This window comes from Alteromonas sp. H39, from assembly GCF_047556435.1.
GTDB lineage: Bacteria > Pseudomonadota > Gammaproteobacteria > Enterobacterales > Alteromonadaceae > Alteromonas.
In genome coordinates, this window is record NZ_CP180210.1 from 713,807 (window position 1) to 734,954 (window position 21,148).

A 21,148-nucleotide genomic window follows, 5' to 3' on the forward strand; every position below is an offset into this window, starting at 1 on the left:
TGCCTGGCATGAGTGACTAACATAAAAGGCCGCGCCGCCATCATGGCACAGCATCCTGTTAGCCCGCACCAGAGCTGTTGCCGCCCGTTTTATCGCCAGGTCAAATATTGGACATCTGCATGTACACAGGCCTGCCTTCAGGTATTTCTACTGAATACCGGTTTGGGCTGATACCTGTTAACAGTGTAGTAAGAATTTCTGAAAAGGCGTTATTTGCGTTAATTTCACCTTTTTAAGCGACCAAACCCAGTCAAAAAAAACGTTATTTTGCAAAATCATCAACTGCCCGCAAAAGTTGACACAAAGGGGGTTGGCGGATGATAGGGGTGTGCTAGTATCCGCGCCGGATCAGCGCTATCGTGATCTTCTGCAGGTACAGGTAGTTATAAAGAGACTAAAGCGCAATACGTAAGCGACTTCGACTTTACTTGCTATTTGCCGAATTCGTCGCCAATGTGGCGATAATGAAGATTTTTTATACAAAGGTTTTTTGTTTTCCAGTTTTAATTCATAAGGGTTGCAATGCTCACTAACGACGATCTTTATACAACGACTCCCTTACGCCAGCGTATTCGCGATTATTACCGAATCAGCGAGTCGGTGGCGATTGACCAGATCCTGCCGATTGCAGAGGTCAACCCCAGAGCCCGAAGCAAGGCATGGGAACGTGCAAGAAAAATGGTGTTAAAAATACGCCGTGATCAGGAAGGTCATGGTGGCGTCGATGCCTTGTTGCACGAGTATTCATTGTCTACTGCCGAAGGTGTGGTGCTGATGTGCCTGGCTGAGGCACTTTTGCGGGTACCGGATCAGGAAACGCAAGACGAGCTTATTCGTGACAAGTTGTCAAAAGGCCAGTGGACTCCCCACCTTGGCAATTCTGAATCACTCTTTGTAAACGCTTCGGCCTGGGGCCTGCTGCTAACCGGTAACATGGTTAACTATGCGGACAAGCGCAAAAAAGAACAGTTCGGCCTGCTGAAACAGACCCTTGGGCGTCTTGGAGAGCCGGTTATCCGCCGCGCAATGAACATCGCGATGCGGGTTATGGGCCGTCAGTTCGTAATGGGCGAAACCATTGAGGATGCAGTAAAGCGCGCCGAAGAGAAAGAGAAGAAAGGTTACGTCTATTCCTATGACATGCTGGGCGAAGGTGCCCGCACGATGAAGGATGCTGACCGCTACTATGACGCGTATGTGAAAGCGATTAAAGAAATCGGCAAGGCGGCAAAGGGGCGTGGTCCAAAGCGTTCTCCCGGTATTTCCGTCAAGCTCTCTGCAATTCATCCGCGTTTTGAATTTCTGCAGCGCGAACGGGCCATGGCAGAAATCCCCAAGCGCCTGAAAGATTTGTGCATGATGGCCAAAGAGTATGACATTGGCCTGACGGTGGATGCTGAAGAAGCAGATCGTCTGGATTTGTCTTTGGATATCATCGAGGAAGTGTTCAGCGATAAAGATCTGGAGGGCTGGACGGGTTTTGGTCTGGCAGTTCAGGCTTATCAAAAGCGCGCGATCCACGTCATCGAGTGGCTGCGCGAGCTGACAATACGGGTTGGCAGAACCCTGATGGTGCGCCTGGTAAAAGGGGCGTACTGGGACACCGAAATTAAACTGACGCAACAGGCAGGGCTGGAAGAATTTCCTGTCTTTACCCGTAAATCGTCAACCGATGTGTCTTATCACGCCTGTGCCAATCGCCTGCTGGATTATCGCGATACCATTTATCCCCAGTTCGCCACGCACAATGCTTACTCGGCATCGGTAATTATTGAACTTGCCGGTGATGATAAAGAAGGGTTCGAGTTCCAGTGCCTGCACGGCATGGGGGATACGTTATACGACCAGGTAGTAACCGAAGATAAAATCCAGTGCCGGGTGTATGCACCGGTTGGTGAGCACGAAGATTTGCTGGCCTATCTGGTTCGTCGCCTGCTGGAGAACGGCGCAAACTCATCGTTTGTTAACGCCATAGTAGACGATGAAAAGCCGGTTGAGTCACTGCTGGAAGATCCGGTTGAGAAAACTCAACGTCTGAAAGTGCGTTATAACAAACTGATTAAAACCCCGCGCGGATTGTACGCGCCGGAACGTGATAACTCTCGCGGTTTAGACCTGACAGACGTCAATGCTGTACATGCGTTGCAGCATGAGCTGTCTCGCTGGAAAGACTTCTATCGGGTAGATGAAAGCGACATCCCCGAAAACGGCACGGCTGTGAGAAGTCCGTCAAATCACAGTGACATCGTGGGCTATCACGTCTATACCACGCAGGAAGAAATGCTGGCCTCACTGGATAAAGTCAGTGATGGCTTCCAGGCCTGGTCAAAACGCCCTGTTGAGGAGCGTGCGGAAATTCTTAATCGCACTGCCGATGCACTGGAGCGTCACATGGCTGAGCTTATCGCCATCTGTGTGCGCGAAGCCGGTAAAGTGGCTCAGGACAGCATTGATGAAGTGCGCGAAGCTGTCGACTTCTGTCGTTACTACGCAGTGCGAGGACAGGAGCTTGCTGAAGATCAGCGTTTACTGCCCCGTGGCGTGACATTATGTATCAGTCCATGGAACTTTCCGCTGGCGATATTTATGGGACAGGTCGCAGCGGCGCTGGTAACCGGGAACACGGTGCTGGCAAAACCTGCCGAGCAGACCAGTATTATCGCCAAGCGCGCGATAGATATTATGCACTCAGTCGGCCTGCCGGAAGATGCGCTGCAATTGATCATTTCACCAGGAAAAGGCGTGGGTGAGACCCTACTGCCTGATGAACGCATCAAAGCGGTAATGTTCACCGGTTCCACACAAACCGGGACACTGATTTCTCAGACACTGGCTAACCGGGGCGGTGAGCAGGTGCCGTTGATTGCTGAAACCGGTGGTCAGAACTGCATGATTGTGGATTCCACTGCCCTCCCGGAACAGGTGGTTGATGATGTAGTGCATTCAGGTTTCCAAAGTGCCGGTCAACGCTGTTCAGCACTTCGGGTGCTGTTTGTACAGGAAGAAATTGCTGACAAACTGACTGAAATGTTAATAGGCGCAATGAAAGAGCTGAAAGTGGGCGATCCGGCGTATTTGTATACAGATATTGGTCCGGTGATTGACGGTAAAGCCCATAAGTCACTGACTGACCATGAGAAATACATGGAAGGCAAAGGTAAGCTGTTGTACCGCGCGGCATTGCCGGAAGTGGCAGAAAATGGCACCTATTTCCCGCCAACGCTCTACCAGATAGACAACATTAATGTGTTGGAAAAAGAAGTGTTTGGCCCGGTTGTACATATTGTGCGCTTTAAGGCCAAGCAACTGGAAGAGGTGTTAAACCAAATCAACGGGACAGGCTATGGGCTGACCATGGGCGTCCATTCGCGCATTGAAGAACGTGGTCACGAGCTGGCAGCTAAGAGTCGTGCCGGTAACGTCTATATCAACCGCAATATGATTGGTGCGATTGTTGGCGTGCAACCCTTTGGCGGACGCGGCCTGTCTGGAACCGGCCCCAAAGCGGGTGGACCAAATTACCTTACGCGTCTGATGATGGAGCGTGCTACACCGAAGCCGTCTAAAGTTGAAGACGTGGACGCAGAAGATACAGCGCTTATTGGTGACGAAAAGGTTTCCGGTGAAGCGGAATCGATGATGAAAAACGCCATGAAGGTTGAGGCTGAGTGGCGACACAAAGCGCTGAACGATCGTATATCTATGGTTCGTCAGTTGCTGGCAAAAATCGCGAAGGTCGATATTGTTGAAGAGCTTGCCGATGACCTTAACAGGACATTGGCAACGTCTCGACAGCAACTGACCTCTATCGAGCGCAGACTGGCAAAACCAACTGAATTGCCTGGTCCAACAGGTGAGTCCAACAAACTTTACCTTGAGCCTCGGGGCGTTCTGGTCTGTTTCGCCGATAAAGACGTGACGTTTGAATACTGGACGCTATCCATTGTGACGGCGCTGGCAACGGGTAACGTTGTGGTTTCGGTCGTGTCGGAAGAGTTCTATGAAGAAGCGCTGGAATTCCAGCAAAACTTCGAATTAACCGGTGCGCCCAAAGGTGTATTCCAGGTTGCCAAGCTGTCTTATTTCGATGCGTTATTGATGGACAAAAACCTGGCGGGCGTGGTTGTCGACTCCAGTACGGAACGTACTGCCCGCATTACGGCGATGTTGTCATCTCGCGAAGGAGCAATCTTACCGGTTATTACTGCCGAGTATAACGATAAGCTTATCCAGCGACTGATGACAGAGAAAACCATCAGTATCGATACTACGGCATCAGGCGGTAACACATCGCTGATGACGCTGGTGGAAGATGATGAGTAATAACTGATTGCGTTTTTGCCTCGTCATATGATGAAGCATTCACGCCACTTAGTACGCGAGAGCCCCGCATTGATGCGGGGCTTTTTTGTTGTTTAGAAAAATGCCGGTGCTGCTGCGTACACTAAGACCGACAAACTTTGCCCAAAACCCGCTATCTGGGCTCGGGATCTTCTGTGCGGCTTTTGATTTAACGTGTTACTTGCCTGGCGACAGCAAGTTGTGCCCGCCGTACCCTTTACATAAATAATCAATGCGGTTACCAACGCGATGAGACCTGTTCACAGTATGCATGCCATAAAAAAGCCAGCGAGGACGCTGGCTGAGTCAGGGTAATGTCAGAGCAGTAGGGAAGCACCTACATCCATTGGTCGCCGCGCTTACGCTTTTTCGGTAAATACGACAGGATCACACCAAGCAAAATCCCGGCTCCCGCTACCATCCCGCCGCGAGTAAACCAGCGAAACAGCTCATCCTGATCTGCCCTTTCAATTTTCGATGAAAGTGTCGTGATCTCTTTCGCTTGCTCTTCTGTTCGCTGCGTCAACTGCGCTGCGGTCTGACGTGCCTCGCTCAGTTGTTGGCGAAGTTGTGTGTTTTCACTTCTTACTGCTTGCAGGCTGGCCTGACTATCGGCCAACTGCTCACTTAACAGAGGCAGTTGTTCCGCCATTGAAATGCTATTGCTAACGTACCGGGTTTCCACCCAACCGGTTCTCCCCTCGTTATCCTTTACCTCGCTGAATTCTTCTTCGCGGTTAGTATTGAGAAGAGTAATTGGGGTGCCGGCTTCGATTGAACCTAAGATACGGTAATTTCGTCCGGGGCCGGCATGTAAGAAGACGAAAAGATCATCCCGGATATAGTGTGAAGAGGACGCCTCGATATTAGCCGTATCCTGCAAGCCGAAACTTTGAAAGGAAACCGCGATGAGTGCGACCGATAACCACCTGCGAATCATATTCATTCCATACGCTGAGAAAAAACATTAGAGATGGTATGGGTTGCATCAGGTAAAGGCAAGTCCGGGTTGTGGCGCTGTGTACGGAAGCACAGAAAAACGACCATTGAATTCCCGCGTTTTTCTATCAGGGGCAAGCGTAATCTAAGGGTTTCAGCCCGAGCTTTCACTGAGGTAATACCACCAAGCCTACATACTGTGTAAATCGTGTCCGACGTTTATTTTCTGGCGCGAGAGGGCGTTGCACAAAGTGAAGGACGGGGGTAAGGTGTGGACACCTCTCTTTATATGCATATTTCATGGCTGAAGTTGAATTAAAATTTGTCACTCGTCAAAGTGCGCTGGCACCGTTCCTGGAGAAGGTCATTCCGGCGCTGCAGCAACAGGGCATGGGCGTTTCCAAAGCTACGGAAATGCGTCTGCAAAATGATTATTACGATACGAAGGAGCATGAGTTTCAGGCGCGCAAAATGGGATTTCGCGTACGAGGCAATAATGGCGAATTTGAACAAACCCTGAAAACGCACGGAAAAGTGAGTGGGGGGCTGCATGAGCGGGCCGAATACACTGTGGCGTTGTCAAAAGACGAGCCTGACCTGAGCCTTTTCGATGCGTCAGTATGGCCGCAGGATTTGAATATCAAACACATAGCCGGGCATCTCGAGCGTCAGTTTAGCACCCACTTTACCCGCACTGCATTTGATATAAAAGTCGAAGATACGGTCATTGAGCTGGTACTTGATGAAGGTGAAGTTACTACCGGTAAATCACAATCCCCCATCCATGAAATCGAGCTGGAGCTTAAATCCGGTGATGTTGCTATGGTGTTTGTCATTGCACGAATCATCAACGACCAGTTACCCGTTCGCCTTAGCGACGTTTCTAAGGCCGCCCAGGGCTATCAATTGTTGCACGGCATTCAGGCTCAGGTAGCGTCGCTACCGGATTTTCTGCCACTGGACAACAATTGCAGTACCGAAGAGGCTTTCGCCGCCGCTATGCGCTGTGCGCTGGCACACTGGCAGCGTCACGAGCACTTATTTATGGAAACCGGCGCCATTAAAATGCTGGCTGAAGTGGCAAAGAGCCTTCGCCTGATGCTGCAAAGCGTGTCGTTGTATTTGCCGGTATTGCAATGTCCGGCGATGCTGTCGCTGCACAAGCAGCTACTGAACTATGCGCAGGAATGGTTGTGGCAGGATGACCTGCAAAGCCTGCGTTACTTATTGTCTAAAAAGAGTTTGTTCAATAAAAATCTTTCACGTCACCCTGCACTGCTAAGTTACCTGCAGGGCCGAAAAGCCGGGTTGCTGCAGGCCCATAATCCGGAAAACCTGTTTTTTGAAACCACAGCCACATCGGTGAAATTGTCTGCTTCGGCCATTCTGCATAACCGGCCGTGGCGTAATGAGGCGAAAGGGTTCGACATGCCGGTCATGGAGCATGCCAAAGGGTGGTTGTCACAGGGGTGGCAAACCGTGCAGCAGAGCATGCCGGTTAATCGCGATATGGCTGCTGCGAATTATACGGCCATCGAGATTTTGCTGCGCCAGACGTTATGGAATGGCTTTTTACTGGCAGATTTATTTGTGGAAGAGAGGGGAACCTTCCGTGCTCCATGGCTGGATTTGCTAACCGGCATTGATGAGCTGCGGGCGCTGTTAATGCTGAGGCATACCCTCAAAGAAGCTGAGCCGGAAGCACAGGATGAACTGGAAGCATGGGTTGATGAAAAGACACAAAGTTTACTGAAAGTGATGGAAAGGACCCGGCAGGTTGCAATGCGTGGCGACGTTTACTGGTAAACAAATACAAGGCGCAAGATGACTTCGTTGTCAGTGATTTACTCCTATTCATTAATGGCGTCCTCCGCGTTCTGGGGCGTATTAGTGATTAAGTTCTGGGCCACACATGAAAAACTCCCCGGCAGACACTGGTTGCTGATAGCAGGATTACTCTGGCCACTCCTTATATTTGATGAGTGGATCAAATACACTGAATTCACCGCTATGGTCTGGGCGCTCGGCGCTTCCGACTTTATTGCTCCGGTGCTGATGGTCTGTTGTTATAGGGCAATTACGCTGCTGGTTTTAGAGAAGCCGACATATCACCGCCTGTTGTGGCTGCCGGTCATTGCGACTGCGTTATTGCAGTCAACGTTGATTTTCATTCCTGTGGCGCTTCGGGAAACCTGGTTTGAGGCGGCGCCATCGGGAAGTCCGGTGACCTGGTGGCCACTATATTCCGTCAATCTGTTAGTTGGCTTTTCTGTTCTGTTTTACAGCATACTTATGGCTGAACGCATTCAACATTACCACCGTTATCTTGGCGAGCAGGTTGTCGATACCGGACAGTACAGGATTCGTCGATTATCTGGTGTTGCCGGTACCTGTGTTGGCGCCGGCTTCGCCAGTATTTTACTGGTGACAGCTGCGACATTTGGCTTTTTCCCGGTAGACTTCTGGCAATCGCTTCAACACATGTTGATGGCACTGGTGATCTTATTGCTGTTGGCTGGCCTGACGACGCCAAGACAAACCTCGCCCAGTCCGCTGGATTACGAGCGGCTGGAAGCCGGCGCTGCTCCGGAACCGGAGATGCTTGACGCGCTCCAACGAGCAGAACAGCTAATTATTGATGAAAAGCTCTACAAAAAACTGGGCCTCACGCTGAAACAGTTTTGTGTGCATGCGCGGACAGATCCCACTTTGCTGGCGATATCGCTGCGTGTGCTCAGGCAAAAATCATTCAGAATGTGGGTATTCAGCTATCGTCTGGAGTACGCGAAAAAGGTCTTGCTGCGAACGGATACCAGCATTTCAAAAGTGTCCAGGCGACTGGGGATCCCCTCCGACACGGTGCTCAGCGATGCACTTGCCAAGTACGCGAAACAAACATCAGCGGTGAAAAATACCGTCTGACAACGCTTTTAACGTTGCCAATTCCCCGGCTTATCGTCGTGAGCACTCGTTCTTGCGGGGAGGACAATGCCGGTACTTCAGGAATGCAGTGCCGCGTATTTATCGGCCAGTTGCTCCAGTGACTCTCTGCGCACTGGATCAGGAACAATACACTCTACCGGGCAAACGCCTACGCAGCTTGGCAAGTCATAATGCCCGATACACTCAGTGCACCGGTCTGGGTTGATTTCATAAATCTGATCACCGGCGAAAATCGCGTTATTCGGGCACTCATCAACACATAAATCGCAGTTTATGCATTCTTCGGTAATGGTTAATGCCATATTCTCCCTCTCCCGTCACTGGTATGTTTGTGAGTCATCAGGAGAATAGTAAAAGTTGCGGATTTCACTGGCAAAGTGAAAATGAAAGAGACTTGATTCAGGTCAACAGGCGTCCTGCTTCGATGCCATGGTTTGCAACAGCATCGAGAGGCAACCGGCTCTGGGAAGTGACTGTACAACCTGCCGGGCATAGCAAAAAGTGTAGACAGAGCGTGATGGCGGCGGCTGCGCACAGCCAGAATGACACCTGGAATATCAACCAAACTCGCGGGCTAAGATATTCTGAGTAAAGGTTTTACGCAGATAAAATCCCCGTGGGCGGGTTTTAATACGATTTCCCTCTTCATCCAGCGCATCAGTTAATACACTGCCGTTTGCCGCTTTAGGACGAATGTGCAGCGCATTTCCGTGACGCGCGGTAATCGCTTCAACGTTGCCCAGCAAGATTAATTCGGTCAACTCTTCCCAGTCCTGTTGCAGTAAACGGTCGTCGTCTGCAGTGGGCGTCCACAAAAAACCTGTCGCCACACGGCGTTGCGCCAGCGGTATCTGCCTGTCACCTTCAAGCGGAAGCCACAGTACCATTTGCAGTTTGTTACGGACGCTGGAGGTTTGCCAGGTGACACCGGGCTGAGGCAAAAGCGGCGCAAAGCATACATAGGTTGTTTCAAGCGGCTTTAATGCAGCGTCAATCGGAATGGTTTTCAGCTCGATACCGAGTTCAGGAAAGTCCTGTTGCGGTTTTGAGCCAGCAGTTGCCCCCAGCCATAGCTCCAGTAGCATGCCCGGCCAGCCTTTATGACGCTGCAGGTTATCAGGTATAGCGACGTTCGCCATCGATGCCAGATCGCCCAACGTCAGACCAGCTATTTGATGGCAACGCTCAAGCAGTTCATCAGGTGTGGACGGGGGAGTCCGCGGTGGCTGCATACTTTCCTCATTCATAATAATGCACCGGCCCAGTATATCAGTAAGTGAAACCCGACGCTTTCTCTGGCAATGTCATCCGGCGGTGACTGAAGTAGTGTCCAGGCTGGCGTGTACCTGGTCTTTGTCTGTGCTAACCAAAGAGCATAGCCGGCATAAAATGCTGATGTTGGACAGCTTTTCTGCGCCAGCACCGCGGCAAAGGCAAATTATTAATGCTTTGAATGCTCAGCAGTTTATGGTCAAATGCGATAATAGAAAAGTTTATCGTGCCCGGGAGTCTACGTGATAGATGCCGACGGATTCCGTGCGAATGTGGGCATAGTGATTTGCAACAAAATGGGTCAGGTATTTTGGGCAAGGCGTTATGGTCAACATTCATGGCAGTTTCCTCAAGGCGGAATTGATGACGGGGAAACTGCAGAACAAGCGATGTATCGGGAGCTTCATGAGGAAGTAGGGTTAACGCCAAAAGACGTGACCATACTTGGCGTAACGCGCAACTGGTTACGTTATAAATTGCCGAAACGACTGATTCGGCAGGGAAGTAACCCGGTATGTATCGGACAAAAACAAAAGTGGTTTTTACTGCAACTGGACTGCAATGAAAAAGATGTCGATGTACTGAAAACCGGCCACCCCGAGTTTGATGATTGGCGCTGGGTAAGTTACTGGTATCCCATTCGTAACGTGGTCTCGTTTAAACGCGACGTCTACCGACGTGTGATGAAGGAATTTGCTGGGACTGCAATGCCAGCCCATCAGCGTCATCAAAATCAGACTTCGAAGCGTCAGCGTAAGCGCAGGCGCGGCTAGGAGGAAAAGGTGGGACAAGACGCCGGTAAAGGGAATATGCTGACGACGCTGAAAAGCATCGTGCAGGAGATTAACCAAATCCCGCAGCTGGAAAAAGCCTTGTTCCGCCTGGCTACCCGCGTCAAACAAACGATGCAGGTGAACTCCTGCTCCATCTATCTTGCTGATTATGTCAATCAGGAATTTATCCTTAAAGCTACAGACGGCCTGCATCCTGACGCTGTGGAGCAGGTGCGTATCGGGTTTTCCGAAGGGTTGATTGGCCTGGTAGGGCAACGTGAAGAGCCCCTGAATATTGAGAATGCCCACCAACATCCTCGTTTTAAACATTACCCCGAAGTTAAAGAAGAAAATTACAACGCGTTTTTAGGTACGCCAATTATCCATCAGCGTAAAGTGCTTGGTGTTATCACCATGCAGCAGCAGGACATGCGGCGATTCAGTGAGGATGAGGAAGCCTTTCTGGTGACGCTGGCGGCACAGATAGCGCTGGAAATCACTAATGCTGAAATTAGGGGGGCACTAACTAACAGCACATCGCTGGACTACCTCCCCAAACAGAAAAACGTGCGCGGTATAGCCGGCTCGCCCGGTCTGGCCATTGGTGTCGGGTTTGCGCCTGAGCGTAAAATTGACTTGCGCGACTGGGTGGTGCGTCATACCAACGACGCTGACAAAGAAATACAGATCTATCGCAAAGGCGTGGAAATTACCCGCGAGCATGTCGATAACCTCTCCGGTCGGCTTGATAAAAACATTCCCGATGATGTGAAATCGATTTTTCAGCTTTATCATCACCTGCTGGATGCGAACAGCCTGGGACGCGAAGTTGAGGCCAAAATCAGAGAAGGGTGGGACGCCGCGTCTTCTCTGAAAATGGTAGTAGAAAGCTATGCGGCGCGTTTTGAGGCGATGGAAGATCCGTACATGCAGGAACGCGCCATCGACATTGTTGATCTTTCAAACCGGATCCTGACAAACATACTAATCGAATCTCGCGGCCACACCATTGTCGAGCGTCAGGCCACTTGCGACAGTATTTTGGTAGCGCAGGAGGTGACCGCCACGATGCTGGCTGAATTTCCGCGCGATAAGCTCAAAGGTATCTTGTCCATACGCGGTTCTAATAACTCGCATGCTGCGATCCTGGCCAGAGCCATGGGCGTACCGGCAGTCATGGGATGTCAGAACGTCTCACCGGCATTGCTTGAAGAGAAAGAAATTCTACTGGATGGGTATTCCGGTGAAGTCATTGTTGCGCCGGAACGCAATATCCGCAATGAATTTGTTCAGCTCATTGAAGAAGAAAATGCGATATCAGAGCGTATCAATGCCGACAGTGACAAAGCCTGCGAGACATCAGATGGTTGCCGCGTAGCGCTATATATTAACGCCGGGCTGTCGGCTGAAGTGGAACTGCATGTTGGTGCAGGCGGCGATGGTATCGGACTTTACCGCACTGAAATTCCGTTCATGCTGAGAGAGCGCTTCCCTTCTGAAAAAGAGCAGGTGCAGTTATACCGTCAGGTGCTTGAGTCTTCGCCCGATTTACCTATTACCATGCGTACCCTGGATGTCGGGGGCGACAAACCGTTACCGTACTTTCCCATTAATGAAGAAAACCCGTTTCTGGGATGGCGCGGGATCCGGCTGACGCTGGACCATCCGGAAATTTTTCTTGTCCAGATACGCGCTATGCTTCGTGCCAGCATCGGCATGACGAATCTGCAAATTATGCTGCCAATGATTTCTTCTGTGGGAGAAGTGCAGGAAGCACGGCGTCTTATTGATCAGGCGTTTTATGAAATCAGCGATGAGGTTCAGCAGACCGGGGAGCGTCTGGTGCGGCCCAAGCTGGGAATCATGCTGGAAGTACCTTCCGTGCTGTATCAGCTTCCACAACTGGCGCGTCACGTAGACTTCTTTTCGGTAGGAAGTAACGATTTAACCCAGTACCTGCTGGCGGTAGATCGCAACAACACCCGCGTAGCCAGTCTCTATAATGCTTACCATCCCGCCGTATTGAGTGCCTTGTACGATATCGTCAAACAAGCTAATCAGAATCAGGTGCCGGTGACGGTTTGCGGTGAAATTGCCGGAGAGCCTGGTGGTGCCATCCTGCTGCTGGGGATGGGCTATCGTAAACTCAGTATGAATGCGTTTAACCTTCGCAAGATAAACTGGCTTATCCGAAATGTTAGTCTGCCGGAATGTAAAGGGCTGCTTTCCTGTGCTTTGACATCAGACTCCCAAGACCAGGTGTTTGAGCACATTAATCAGTACCTGGAAGAAAAGGGGCTGGGAGGCCTGGTAAGAGCCGGTTCCTGATAGAAGAAGCAGGCTTAAAAGCGATCCCCTGTTTTTTAGTGGCTGCAAACGGCGTAAATGGGTTAAGAAGCCAGGTACATTTTTCTTATTTCATGGGCAACGTACGATTTTCAGGGTAGTTAATAGCCAGTTCGTTTAAAAGCAATAATATTGACTTTCGTTAAATCCATACACTTGTATGATAAGTTTAACTCGTACTTCCCTTCACACCGTAATATACTTTTTTGAACGCATCATAAAGGAATATGCCATGTTGTTTGGGAAAAAAGTCCAGGAAGTCATAACGCAATCCGACCCCCTCTCCGAGGAACGTATCGAAAAACTTTCTCGCCATCGTCAACAACGTGGGAATGATTGCGTTTGATCTGGATGGCCAGGTTATCGATGTTAATGACGCCTTTCTTAATGTGGTGGGGTACCCCCGGACAGATGTAGTGGGTAAACACCATAAAATTTTCTGCAAACCGCAACTGGTGAATTCTCAGGAATATCGTGATTTCTGGCGTGACCTGAAAAACGGAGAGTCGTTTAAGGGTCAGTTCGAACGTGTGGGTAAAGCAGGAAATACAATATGGCTCGAAGCCTCTTACTTTCCGGTTACCGACAATAGCGGACGGGTGTTACGTATCGTTAAGCTTGCGACTGACATCACAAAAGAGCACTCAAAAGCCGTTGAAAACGAAGCGCTACTTACGGCGTTAAATCAGTCTATGGCGGTCATTACCTTTACCACGGATGGTCATATTCTGGACGCTAACGATAACTTTCTTAAGACCATGAAAGTGTCTTTGGATGACATTGTTGGCAAACATCACCGTATGTTCTGCGACAGCAAATTCTATCAAGCTAACCCTGATTTCTGGACATCGCTGGCCAACGGCAGTTTTCAGTCAGGTCGTTTTCGCAGAATAAATGGCAATGCTGAAGAAGTCTGGCTGGAAGCCACCTATAATCCTATTCGGGACCATCAGGGGAAAGTTGAGCGTATTATTAAATTCGCCTCAGACATCACGCCCCGGGTCAAAGTGGCGCATAATGCTATCGACCTGGCTACCGAAACCTCAGTAACAACCTCGCAATATACTGATGATGCCATCGCGTCACTATCCTCTGCTGAGCAGATTTCTGCGGCCATTCGCGAGCAGGTGATCCAGGCAAATGGCAGTAGTGAAAAACTTGCTGCGCAATCAACCGATATTCGTAATATCGTTGGTACCATCAGAAGCATTGCTGAGCAAACCAATCTGCTGGCGCTTAATGCCGCTATTAAAGCTGCGCGTGCCGGTGAGGCAGGCAGAGGCTTTGCGGTTGTGGCAGATGAGGTCAGGACACTCGCGGGGCGGGCCAGTGAAGCTACCAAAGATATTGAAGATGTAGTGAATACCAACGCGACGCTGATAGATGATATTAACGCACAAATGGACGATATCGATAAAAGTGCTGCCGAAGGGCAACAGGCAGTATCATCGGTATCTTCCAGTGTGGAGCAGGTGAAATCCGGCATCCAGGCACTGGTTACGGCAGTAAAACAACTTATTCAGTAGCAAAAGTCGATTATTTGCGCGCTGCTTTATGATACGCTACGCGCCAAATAATAAGGGCGCGCTAATGGATCCTACCATCATCATTTTCCTGAGCTGTATGGCTATCGGGACAGTTGTCGGTTTGCTTGCTGGCATGCTGGGTATTGGTGGTGGGCTAATTATTGTGCCAGCCCTGTCTTATCTGATGGTACATCTGTTACCCCTGTCGGGCGATACTGTCATGCCAATCGCGGTGGCAACGTCGTTATCAACCATCATATTTACTGGTGCGTCATCCGCACGCGCACATTACAAACTCGGTAATCTTAAAAGAGAACTGGTTATTATCACTGGAATAGGCATTGCGGCGGGGGCTATCGTTGGCGCCCAGATTGCCAGCCATATATCAGGACATCTGCTGAAAAACATTTTTGCGACGCTGGTAATACTTATTGCAGCCCAAATGCTGTTTGGGAAGCGGGAAGCCTCCCGATTCACGTATACCAAACCCATTTTAGTTACATCAGGTTCAATAACCGGGGTGATCAGTGCGTTAATGGGCATCGGTGGCGGCGCGTTGCTGGTGCCAATGCTGTTATGGTTTCAGGTGAACATGCGCCACGCCATTGGCTGTGCCGCAATCAGCGGCTTATTTATTGCTGTTTTTGGTACCGCAAGCTTTATTATTGCTGGTTGGAACCGCGCCGGATTGCCTGATTGGTCGATAGGATATGTTTACCTGCCCGCCACTTTTGGTATTGTAGCGACATCCATGTTTACCGCGAACCTTGGTGCCAAGCTTGGGCAGAAAACGAATACGCGGGTTTTAAAGATGATTCTGGCGATCTTACTGGTCATCGTCAGTATCCGAATGATTTCAGGAATAGAGTAATTCATGACAGACAGCAGTTATCTGGTTTTCCCTAATATCGACCCGATTATTTTTAGTCTCGGTCCGCTAAGTGTACGTTGGTACGGTGTGATGTATCTCGTTGGCTTTATAGCGGCTTATCTGTTGGCCCACAAGCGACTGGAAAACACCAACTGGTCAAAAGAACAACTCAGTGACTTGCTGTTTTGGGGGTTTGTCGGTGTCATTATTGGTGGTCGCCTGGGATATGTGCTGTTTTATCAGTTCGGTATGTTTCTGGAAAATCCACTTTATCTGTTCAAAATATGGAGCGGTGGTATGTCGTTTCATGGCGGCTTACTTGGGGTGCTGGCGGCCCTGTACTGGCAGTCCAGAAGGATGAAGGCCAGCTTTCTGGAAGTTGGCGACTTTGTTGCTCCGCTGGTTCCCATCGGTTTAGGCGCAGGCCGTATTGGTAATTTTTTGAATGCCGAATTGTGGGGCCGAACTACTGATGTGCCTTGGGCTATCATCTTTCCGGGCGCTGGTGGAGAGCCGCGCCATCCGTCTCAGCTTTATGAGTTCGCGCTGGAAGGCGTATTGCTGTTTGTTATCTTGTGGCTGTATTCTGCCAAGCCTCGTCCGGTAGGCGCTGTCAGCGGATTATTTTTATTGGGTTACGGAAGCTTCCGCTTCATTGTAGAATATTTCCGCGAACCTGATGCACACATAGGCTTATACCAGATGGGGCTAAGTCAGGGGCAACTTTTATGTTTGCCAATGATAGTTCTGGGGGTATGGTTGATAATCCGAGCTTATCGCCAGGATGCGAAAACTGTCACAAAAACTACAACGAAATAGACATACGTCATGAAAGAATATTTGCAACTTATGCGACACGTCAGAGATAACGGCGTGAAAAAGGAAGACCGTACCGGCACCGGAACGCTGAGCGTGTTTGGCTATCAGATGCGATTCGATCTGGCACAGGGGTTTCCCTTGGTGACCACCAAAAAGTGCCACCTGAAGTCAATTATCCATGAGTTGTTGTGGTTTCTTAAAGGCGACACCAATATTTCCTACCTCAAAGAGAACGGTGTGTCTATTTGGGATGAGTGGGCCACCGACGACGGCGAATTGGGGCCGGTTTATGGGCATCAATGGCGTTCCTGGGACGCCGGCGACGGCACCACGGTAGATCAGATTAGCGACGTTATCGAGCAAATCAAAACAAACCCTGATTCGCGCAGGTTGATTGTCAGCGCCTGGAATCCGTCAGTACTTCCTGATACCAGTCACTCGCCGAAAGAAAACGCCGCCATGGGTAAGCAGGCGCTACCGCCGTGTCACACGATGTTCCAGTTTTATGTACTTAATGGCAAACTGAGCTGCCAGTTGTATCAGCGAAGTGGGGATATCTTCTTAGGTATTCCGTTCAATATTGCCAGTTATGCATTACTGACGATGATGGTGGCTCAGGTCTGCGACCTTGAACCGGGCGAGTTTATTCATACTTTGGGGGACGCGCACCTTTACTCCAATCATCTGGAGCAGGTAGAAACCCAGTTGTCTCGTGAGCCTTTCCCGCGTCCGGTTATGAAAATTAATCCAGAGGTGAAAGATATCTTTGGCTTTACGTTCGACGATTTTTCCCTGGAAGGGTATCAGTCACATCCTCATATCAAAGCTCCAGTAGCGATCTAGGGTCAGACTATGACGACACCAGTACTGATCTGTGACGACTCCAGCTTCGCACGTAAGCAAATGTCTCGTGCTATTCCTGACAGCTGGGACGTGGACGTGTCTTTTGCGGCAAACGGTGAAGAGGCATTACGCCTTATCCGCGAAGGCAAAGGCGACATTATGTTTCTGGATCTCAACATGCCGGTAATGGACGGATACGAGACCATGAAAATTATTCGCGAGCAGGACTTGCCCTGTCTGGTCATTGTGGTGTCTGGAGATGTACAGCCCGAGGCCCGTGATCGAATGGTTGCTATGGGAGCGCTCGACTTCATCCGTAAACCGATTGATAACGACAAGCTGACATCGCTGTTGAACCAATACGGTATTTACAGTGGCGACAGCAAGGCGGAAAAGCGTGCAGAGCCGGTGGCTACGGAGCAGGCTGCAAGTACCGAAGATAAGCTGGACGCGTATCGTGAGCTGGTGAATGTGGCCATGGGTAGAGCCGGTGAAAACCTGGCAAAGTTGATGGGCGAGTTTATCGATCTGCCTATACCCAATGTGAATCTTATTGAAACAAATGAATTGCATATGGCCATTGCGGAAATTAACCACAATGAAAGCGTTTCGGCGGTATCAAAAGGGTTCATGAACGCTGGCATAAAAGGCGAGGCACTGGTAATTTTTAATGATACCAATGCCGCGAATATCGTCGAACTGCTTCGGTACGATTCCTCACAGGCTTCGCAGCAACTGGAGCTTGAAGCACTGATGGATGTGTCCAACATTCTGATTGGCGCGTGTTTAAATGCACTCTCCGATCAGCTTAATGTCCATTTTAGTCACTCCCATCCTATTTTGCTGGGTCGACATCAGGGCCTGGATGCCCTTCTGAATGGCAGCGTCTCTCGCTGGAACAAAATCATGGCCGTTGAAATCGGTTATGCCATAAAAAGCCGGGATATCCGCTTTGATCTGTTGCTGTTGTTCCCGGACGAAGCGATGGAAAGAATTTATTCCCGGCTGGTTGAAGAGGAGGAAGGCGTATGACCGTACCCTCGGAACTTGCCAGAATGCATTGGCAGCATGAACTGCTCAGCTCTATCGAGGTGGGGATAGTCGTACTCGATAAAGACTTCAGGGTCGAGGTCTGGAATCAGTTTATGGAAAACCATTCCGGCATACTACCCAGTCGGATTTGTGAAACTTCTTTATTTGGTCACTTCCCTGAAATCGACGAACAGTGGCTGCGCGCAAAAGCCGATCCGGTATTTTCTCTGAAAACGCCAGTGTTTGTGATTTGGGAGCAGCGCGCACACCTGTTTCGTTTTGGCAGCAACCGGCCAATTACGTCTGACTCTGATCATATGTATCAGAATGTCACTATGTTCCCGCTTACTTCTTCAACCGGCGAAGTTGAGCGTATGTGTATGCTGGTTTATGACGTTACCGATCAGGCGTTGGGTAAGCGCCGGGTTGAGCGGCTTAATGACGAACTGAAAGTCATGAGCCGGGTTGATGGCTTAACCGGATTGTATAATCGCCGGTATTGGCAGGAGCGCTTCGACTACACGTTTAAGCTGGCCAAACGTCGCAGTAAACCCATTACCGCCATGATGCTGGATATCGACCACTTCAAGCGGGTAAACGATACCTATGGTCATCAGGCCGGCGACAAGGTTATTCAGTCACTGGCCAGCGTGATTAAGCGCTGCGTGCGGGAAACCGATCTGGCGGGACGCTACGGTGGTGAAGAGTTCGCCATTATACTCACAGACACGCTGGAAGATGGGGCTAAGAAAGTGGCCGAACGGATCCGCAAGCAGGCTGAAGAAACGCCGGTCGAGCACGAGGGGCAGCAAATCAGCTTTACCGTCAGTCTTGGATTGGCGGAATACAGCAATCAATGTACCTCGTCCATGGCGTGGCTTGAACTGGCTGACCAGGCGCTGTACGACGCGAAGCAGAACGGCAGAAACCAGTATCGGATCCGACGTCTGTAATAGTCAGCAACGATCGCCAGACTGTGTGCTATCAGTGTCGACAGAACTCAGGTCATGCATGTAGCGATAGGGCAAGCTTTAACGTATTTTTGAGCTCCTGATAAGAGATTGGCTTTACCAGATGATATCGGATGCCGGCTTGCCGGGACGCATCTTTGTCAGATTCATACGCATTGGCCGTGGCTGCCACAATTGGGAGCTCCAGGCCTGATTCACGCGCTACTTTAGCTACATCCAGCCCGTTCATATCCGGTAAGTTGATATCCAGCAGCATCAGGTCAAATGTGTGACTTCTTAGGCTCACCAGCGCTTCCTCACCAGTTTTTGCAACCATGGGCTGATAGCCAAGGTTGTGCAACATGTCATTCATAATTTCTGCATTGATGGGCTCATCCTCCACTACCAGGATCCGTCTCCCACTGGGTATACTGTTTCGTTCATATCGGGGAGACGCCAGTTGTTTGAGGGTATCAATGAACCGCGCACGGTCAACGGGCTTCAGAAATACCTGCCAGGCTGAAATCTGGCTGTTGGCGATAATGTTGGCGATTTCCGGTGTTGCCGACATCATGATTAACGGCGGCGTTTTCTCTCCAAAAATCGCAGAGACAGTTCTGGCAAGCTCTACACCACTGATGCCCGGCATGTAAAAATCAGCAATGATGGCGGTGTATCCGAGCATCTGCTCATGCCGTGCGAGAAGCTCTGAACCAGATTTAAAACATTCCGCTTTAAACCCCTCGCTTGTTATCAAGTTACTCAGGTACTGCCGGCTAATTTCCAGATCATCGACGATGGCAAAGGTGGCATTCGTTTTAGCCTCCACCGGGATTGCTTTTTCTTTGCAAGGTTTCAGAGGAACGGTAATCGTAAATTCAGAGCCTACCCCAACCTGACTGGATAGTGTGATGTTGCCACCAATACTCTGCAATTGTTGCAGCGCTACGGTCAGCCCGATACCCGCGCCAGTGTACTGACGGTTCGGGCTCACTTCACACTGATAGAAGCGCTCAAAAATGCGTTCATGGTGGCTCTCTTCAATGCCTATGCCCGTATCGGTGACGGAGATTGTCAGCAGGAACTCTCCCGGAAGTACCTCTACCTCAAGTCCCACCCCGATAAAACCTTTCTCAGTAAACTTTACGGCATTATCCAGCACATTCTTTATCGCTTTATTCATCTCCAGCGGATGCCCTTTAACATAGTGGGGAAGTGACGAGTGGCATCGCATACTGAACTCCAGTTGCTTGGCGCGACAAAGCGCCGAAACCGGAGCGATACACTCCTCCATCAGTTTAACGAGATCGAACTGCATTTCTTCTGACGACGACATCTGGCTGGTCACGCCGATGATATCCAAAAGGTTATTGGTCATGGTTAACAAGCGGTAACATGCCTGCTCGGCTTGCTGTATGAGCTCATGTTGTTTTGAGCGCATGTTGGGGATGAGCTCCAGTGCCCCTATCATGGCGCTGATGGGGGTGCGAAATTCATGACTCATTTTTGAGAGAAAGTCGGCTTTTACCTGGTGTGCCATGTCTGCATTTGCGCGCTCACGCTCCGCAGCTCGCTGCGCATCTTCTCTGGCCATGAACTGTTTGATCACGATATTTTCCAGTGGCCGAAAGAGAAAAAATACCGAACCCAGCATGGCTAATAACATCGTTAACCATACCAGTGCTTCCGCCCAACGCTCTCTGTTGAGGCGCTCGTTCAGCATCGACTCGTAAAGGAATACCGCTCTGTCCAGACGATCCAGTAAGCGCAGAGTTTGTGCTGCGGAAGGGAGCTGAGCTTCAGACAGTTCAGCCAGAGGTAACTCCGATATGCGCGTAGCGCGCGCAGCATACTGTTTCACCATGTTATCCAGAGAGGTTAGTCCATCATAATAGTGCTGCTTTAATTCAGGACTCAGCGTGAGCACTTCACCCTGATACACGACTGCGCCCGTCAAGATCGCGTGATTTTCCAGAAACATAGCGATACGCTCCCGCAATTCGTTTCTAAGAGCGTCGTGCTGGCCAGGTGGCTGTTGGTTAACAAGCATATGCGTTATTAACGCAATACGTTGTGACAGCATGCGTTGCATGCCGGCCTTATTTATCACGGCAGGCAATATGGCATTGGAGGCAGAGTTAAATTGGGAGTACGCGAAAAAGACCGTCATCAATAAGGCGATAACCGAGAATGCAGTAACGTATGTCCGGGTAATTGTTTTGCGAAGCCTGTCGCTAGAATCCATGTTGCGTCCGTACCTGGTACCACCTCACACAGTTGCTATGTCAACCGCATGAGGCTGACGTGTTGAATAACCTGGCGGGTTGCCATTATCGACTATGCACCCGATGTTAAGATTACTCCACTGTGCGGATCGTCCTGAAAAAATGCCCACCTTCCATAGAAGATAGGAGTATTTGGCGCCGTTTGCCACTCTTGCTGTGATTCTTTGAAAATAAACAATCCATTGCCGTTCAGCGGGCCATGAGGTCT

14 protein-coding genes and 2 pseudogenes are annotated in these 21,148 nt (G+C 50.0%); 12 read left to right on the forward strand and 4 right to left on the reverse strand.

Going from position 1 to position 21,148, the window contains the following annotated elements:
- Positions 1-522: 522 nt before the first annotated feature.
- Positions 523-4,323, forward strand: coding sequence for a bifunctional proline dehydrogenase/L-glutamate gamma-semialdehyde dehydrogenase PutA (gene putA / locus ACLBLI_RS03045; protein ID WP_414829694.1), 3,801 nt, complete (start codon positions 523-525; stop codon positions 4,321-4,323).
- Between the two features lie 355 nt (positions 4,324-4,678).
- Here the strand turns inward: putA and ACLBLI_RS03050 are convergent, their stop codons facing one another.
- Positions 4,679-5,281 carry a TIGR04211 family SH3 domain-containing protein gene (locus ACLBLI_RS03050; RefSeq protein WP_414829695.1) on the reverse strand — a complete coding sequence of 201 codons (603 nt, stop codon included), beginning with the start codon at positions 5,279-5,281 and terminating at the stop codon, positions 4,679-4,681.
- Between the two features lie 299 nt (positions 5,282-5,580).
- Between ACLBLI_RS03050 and ACLBLI_RS03055 the strand changes: the two genes are divergently transcribed.
- Positions 5,581-7,086, forward strand: a complete 1,506-nt coding sequence (locus tag ACLBLI_RS03055) for an inorganic triphosphatase (RefSeq protein ID WP_414829696.1) — start codon at positions 5,581-5,583, stop codon at positions 7,084-7,086.
- A gap of 18 nt (positions 7,087-7,104) precedes the next feature.
- On the forward strand, positions 7,105-8,202 hold the full coding sequence (locus ACLBLI_RS03060; protein ID WP_414829697.1) for a DNA mismatch repair protein: 1,098 nt from the start codon (positions 7,105-7,107) through the stop codon (positions 8,200-8,202).
- Between the two features lie 77 nt (positions 8,203-8,279).
- Here ACLBLI_RS03060 and ACLBLI_RS03065 read toward each other — a convergent pair whose 3' ends face one another.
- Both ACLBLI_RS03065 and mutH read right to left on the reverse strand, forming a co-directional pair.
- Positions 8,280-8,525, reverse strand: a complete 246-nt coding sequence (locus tag ACLBLI_RS03065) for a YfhL family 4Fe-4S dicluster ferredoxin (protein ID WP_414829698.1) — start codon at positions 8,523-8,525, stop codon at positions 8,280-8,282.
- Between the two features lie 255 nt (positions 8,526-8,780).
- Positions 8,781-9,455: a DNA mismatch repair endonuclease MutH gene (mutH, locus tag ACLBLI_RS03070; protein ID WP_414830891.1), complete on the reverse strand. Its 675-nt coding sequence runs from the start codon at positions 9,453-9,455 to the stop codon at positions 8,781-8,783.
- 282 nt (positions 9,456-9,737) lie between these two features.
- Here mutH and rppH point away from each other — a divergent pair, with 282 nt between their 5' ends.
- From rppH to ACLBLI_RS03115, 9 genes and pseudogenes are all read left to right on the forward strand, one after another.
- Positions 9,738-10,268 (forward strand): RNA pyrophosphohydrolase, encoded by a 531-nt coding sequence (gene rppH / locus ACLBLI_RS03075; protein WP_414829699.1) that lies wholly within the window; start codon positions 9,738-9,740, stop codon positions 10,266-10,268.
- A gap of 36 nt (positions 10,269-10,304) precedes the next feature.
- Complete coding sequence (ptsP, locus tag ACLBLI_RS03080; RefSeq protein ID WP_414830892.1) at positions 10,305-12,596, forward strand: phosphoenolpyruvate--protein phosphotransferase; 2,292 nt, start codon at positions 10,305-10,307, stop codon at positions 12,594-12,596.
- A gap of 350 nt (positions 12,597-12,946) precedes the next feature.
- A pseudogene (locus tag ACLBLI_RS03085) lies at positions 12,947-13,564 on the forward strand (PAS domain-containing protein); the annotation flags it as partial.
- Between the two features lie 216 nt (positions 13,565-13,780).
- Positions 13,781-14,140: pseudogene (locus ACLBLI_RS03090) on the forward strand (methyl-accepting chemotaxis protein); the annotation flags it as partial.
- A gap of 64 nt (positions 14,141-14,204) precedes the next feature.
- On the forward strand, positions 14,205-15,011 hold the full coding sequence (locus ACLBLI_RS03095; protein ID WP_414829700.1) for a sulfite exporter TauE/SafE family protein: 807 nt from the start codon (positions 14,205-14,207) through the stop codon (positions 15,009-15,011).
- A 3-nt stretch (positions 15,012-15,014) separates the two neighbouring features.
- A complete protein-coding gene (lgt, locus tag ACLBLI_RS03100) occupies positions 15,015-15,830 on the forward strand; it encodes a prolipoprotein diacylglyceryl transferase (RefSeq protein ID WP_414829701.1) in 816 nt (271 codons plus the stop codon).
- Positions 15,831-15,839: 9 nt separating this feature from the next.
- Complete coding sequence (locus ACLBLI_RS03105; RefSeq protein WP_414829702.1) at positions 15,840-16,673, forward strand: thymidylate synthase; 834 nt, start codon at positions 15,840-15,842, stop codon at positions 16,671-16,673.
- A gap of 9 nt (positions 16,674-16,682) precedes the next feature.
- Positions 16,683-17,705 carry a response regulator gene (locus ACLBLI_RS03110; protein WP_414829703.1) on the forward strand — a complete coding sequence of 341 codons (1,023 nt, stop codon included), beginning with the start codon at positions 16,683-16,685 and terminating at the stop codon, positions 17,703-17,705.
- Positions 17,702-18,658, forward strand: coding sequence for a diguanylate cyclase (locus ACLBLI_RS03115; RefSeq protein ID WP_414829704.1), 957 nt, complete (start codon positions 17,702-17,704; stop codon positions 18,656-18,658). The genes ACLBLI_RS03110 and ACLBLI_RS03115 overlap by 4 nt, the downstream gene beginning before the upstream one ends.
- A gap of 52 nt (positions 18,659-18,710) precedes the next feature.
- Here ACLBLI_RS03115 and ACLBLI_RS03120 read toward each other — a convergent pair whose 3' ends face one another.
- Positions 18,711-20,900, reverse strand: a complete 2,190-nt coding sequence (locus ACLBLI_RS03120) for a response regulator (RefSeq protein WP_414829705.1) — start codon at positions 20,898-20,900, stop codon at positions 18,711-18,713.
- Between the last annotated feature and the right edge of the window lie 248 nt (positions 20,901-21,148).

What these genes read in the sequence shown, in the direction of transcription:
- putA (WP_414829694.1), top strand. Translation starts at nt 523, where the DNA reads ATGCTCACTAACGACGATCTTTATACAACGACTCCCTTACGCCAGCGT.
- ACLBLI_RS03050 (WP_414829695.1), bottom strand. Translation starts at nt 5,281, where the DNA reads ATGATTCGCAGGTGGTTATCGGTCGCACTCATCGCGGTTTCCTTTCAA.
- ACLBLI_RS03055 (WP_414829696.1), top strand. Translation starts at nt 5,581, where the DNA reads ATGGCTGAAGTTGAATTAAAATTTGTCACTCGTCAAAGTGCGCTGGCA.
- ACLBLI_RS03060 (WP_414829697.1), top strand. Translation starts at nt 7,105, where the DNA reads ATGACTTCGTTGTCAGTGATTTACTCCTATTCATTAATGGCGTCCTCC.
- ACLBLI_RS03065 (WP_414829698.1), bottom strand. Translation starts at nt 8,525, where the DNA reads ATGGCATTAACCATTACCGAAGAATGCATAAACTGCGATTTATGTGTT.
- mutH (WP_414830891.1), bottom strand. Translation starts at nt 9,455, where the DNA reads ATGCAGCCACCGCGGACTCCCCCGTCCACACCTGATGAACTGCTTGAG.
- ptsP (WP_414830892.1), top strand. Translation starts at nt 10,305, where the DNA reads ATGCTGACGACGCTGAAAAGCATCGTGCAGGAGATTAACCAAATCCCG.
- ACLBLI_RS03095 (WP_414829700.1), top strand. Translation starts at nt 14,205, where the DNA reads ATGGATCCTACCATCATCATTTTCCTGAGCTGTATGGCTATCGGGACA.
- lgt (WP_414829701.1), top strand. Translation starts at nt 15,015, where the DNA reads ATGACAGACAGCAGTTATCTGGTTTTCCCTAATATCGACCCGATTATT.
- ACLBLI_RS03105 (WP_414829702.1), top strand. Translation starts at nt 15,840, where the DNA reads ATGAAAGAATATTTGCAACTTATGCGACACGTCAGAGATAACGGCGTG.
- ACLBLI_RS03110 (WP_414829703.1), top strand. Translation starts at nt 16,683, where the DNA reads ATGACGACACCAGTACTGATCTGTGACGACTCCAGCTTCGCACGTAAG.
- ACLBLI_RS03115 (WP_414829704.1), top strand. Translation starts at nt 17,702, where the DNA reads ATGACCGTACCCTCGGAACTTGCCAGAATGCATTGGCAGCATGAACTG.
- ACLBLI_RS03120 (WP_414829705.1), bottom strand. Translation starts at nt 20,900, where the DNA reads ATGGATTCTAGCGACAGGCTTCGCAAAACAATTACCCGGACATACGTT.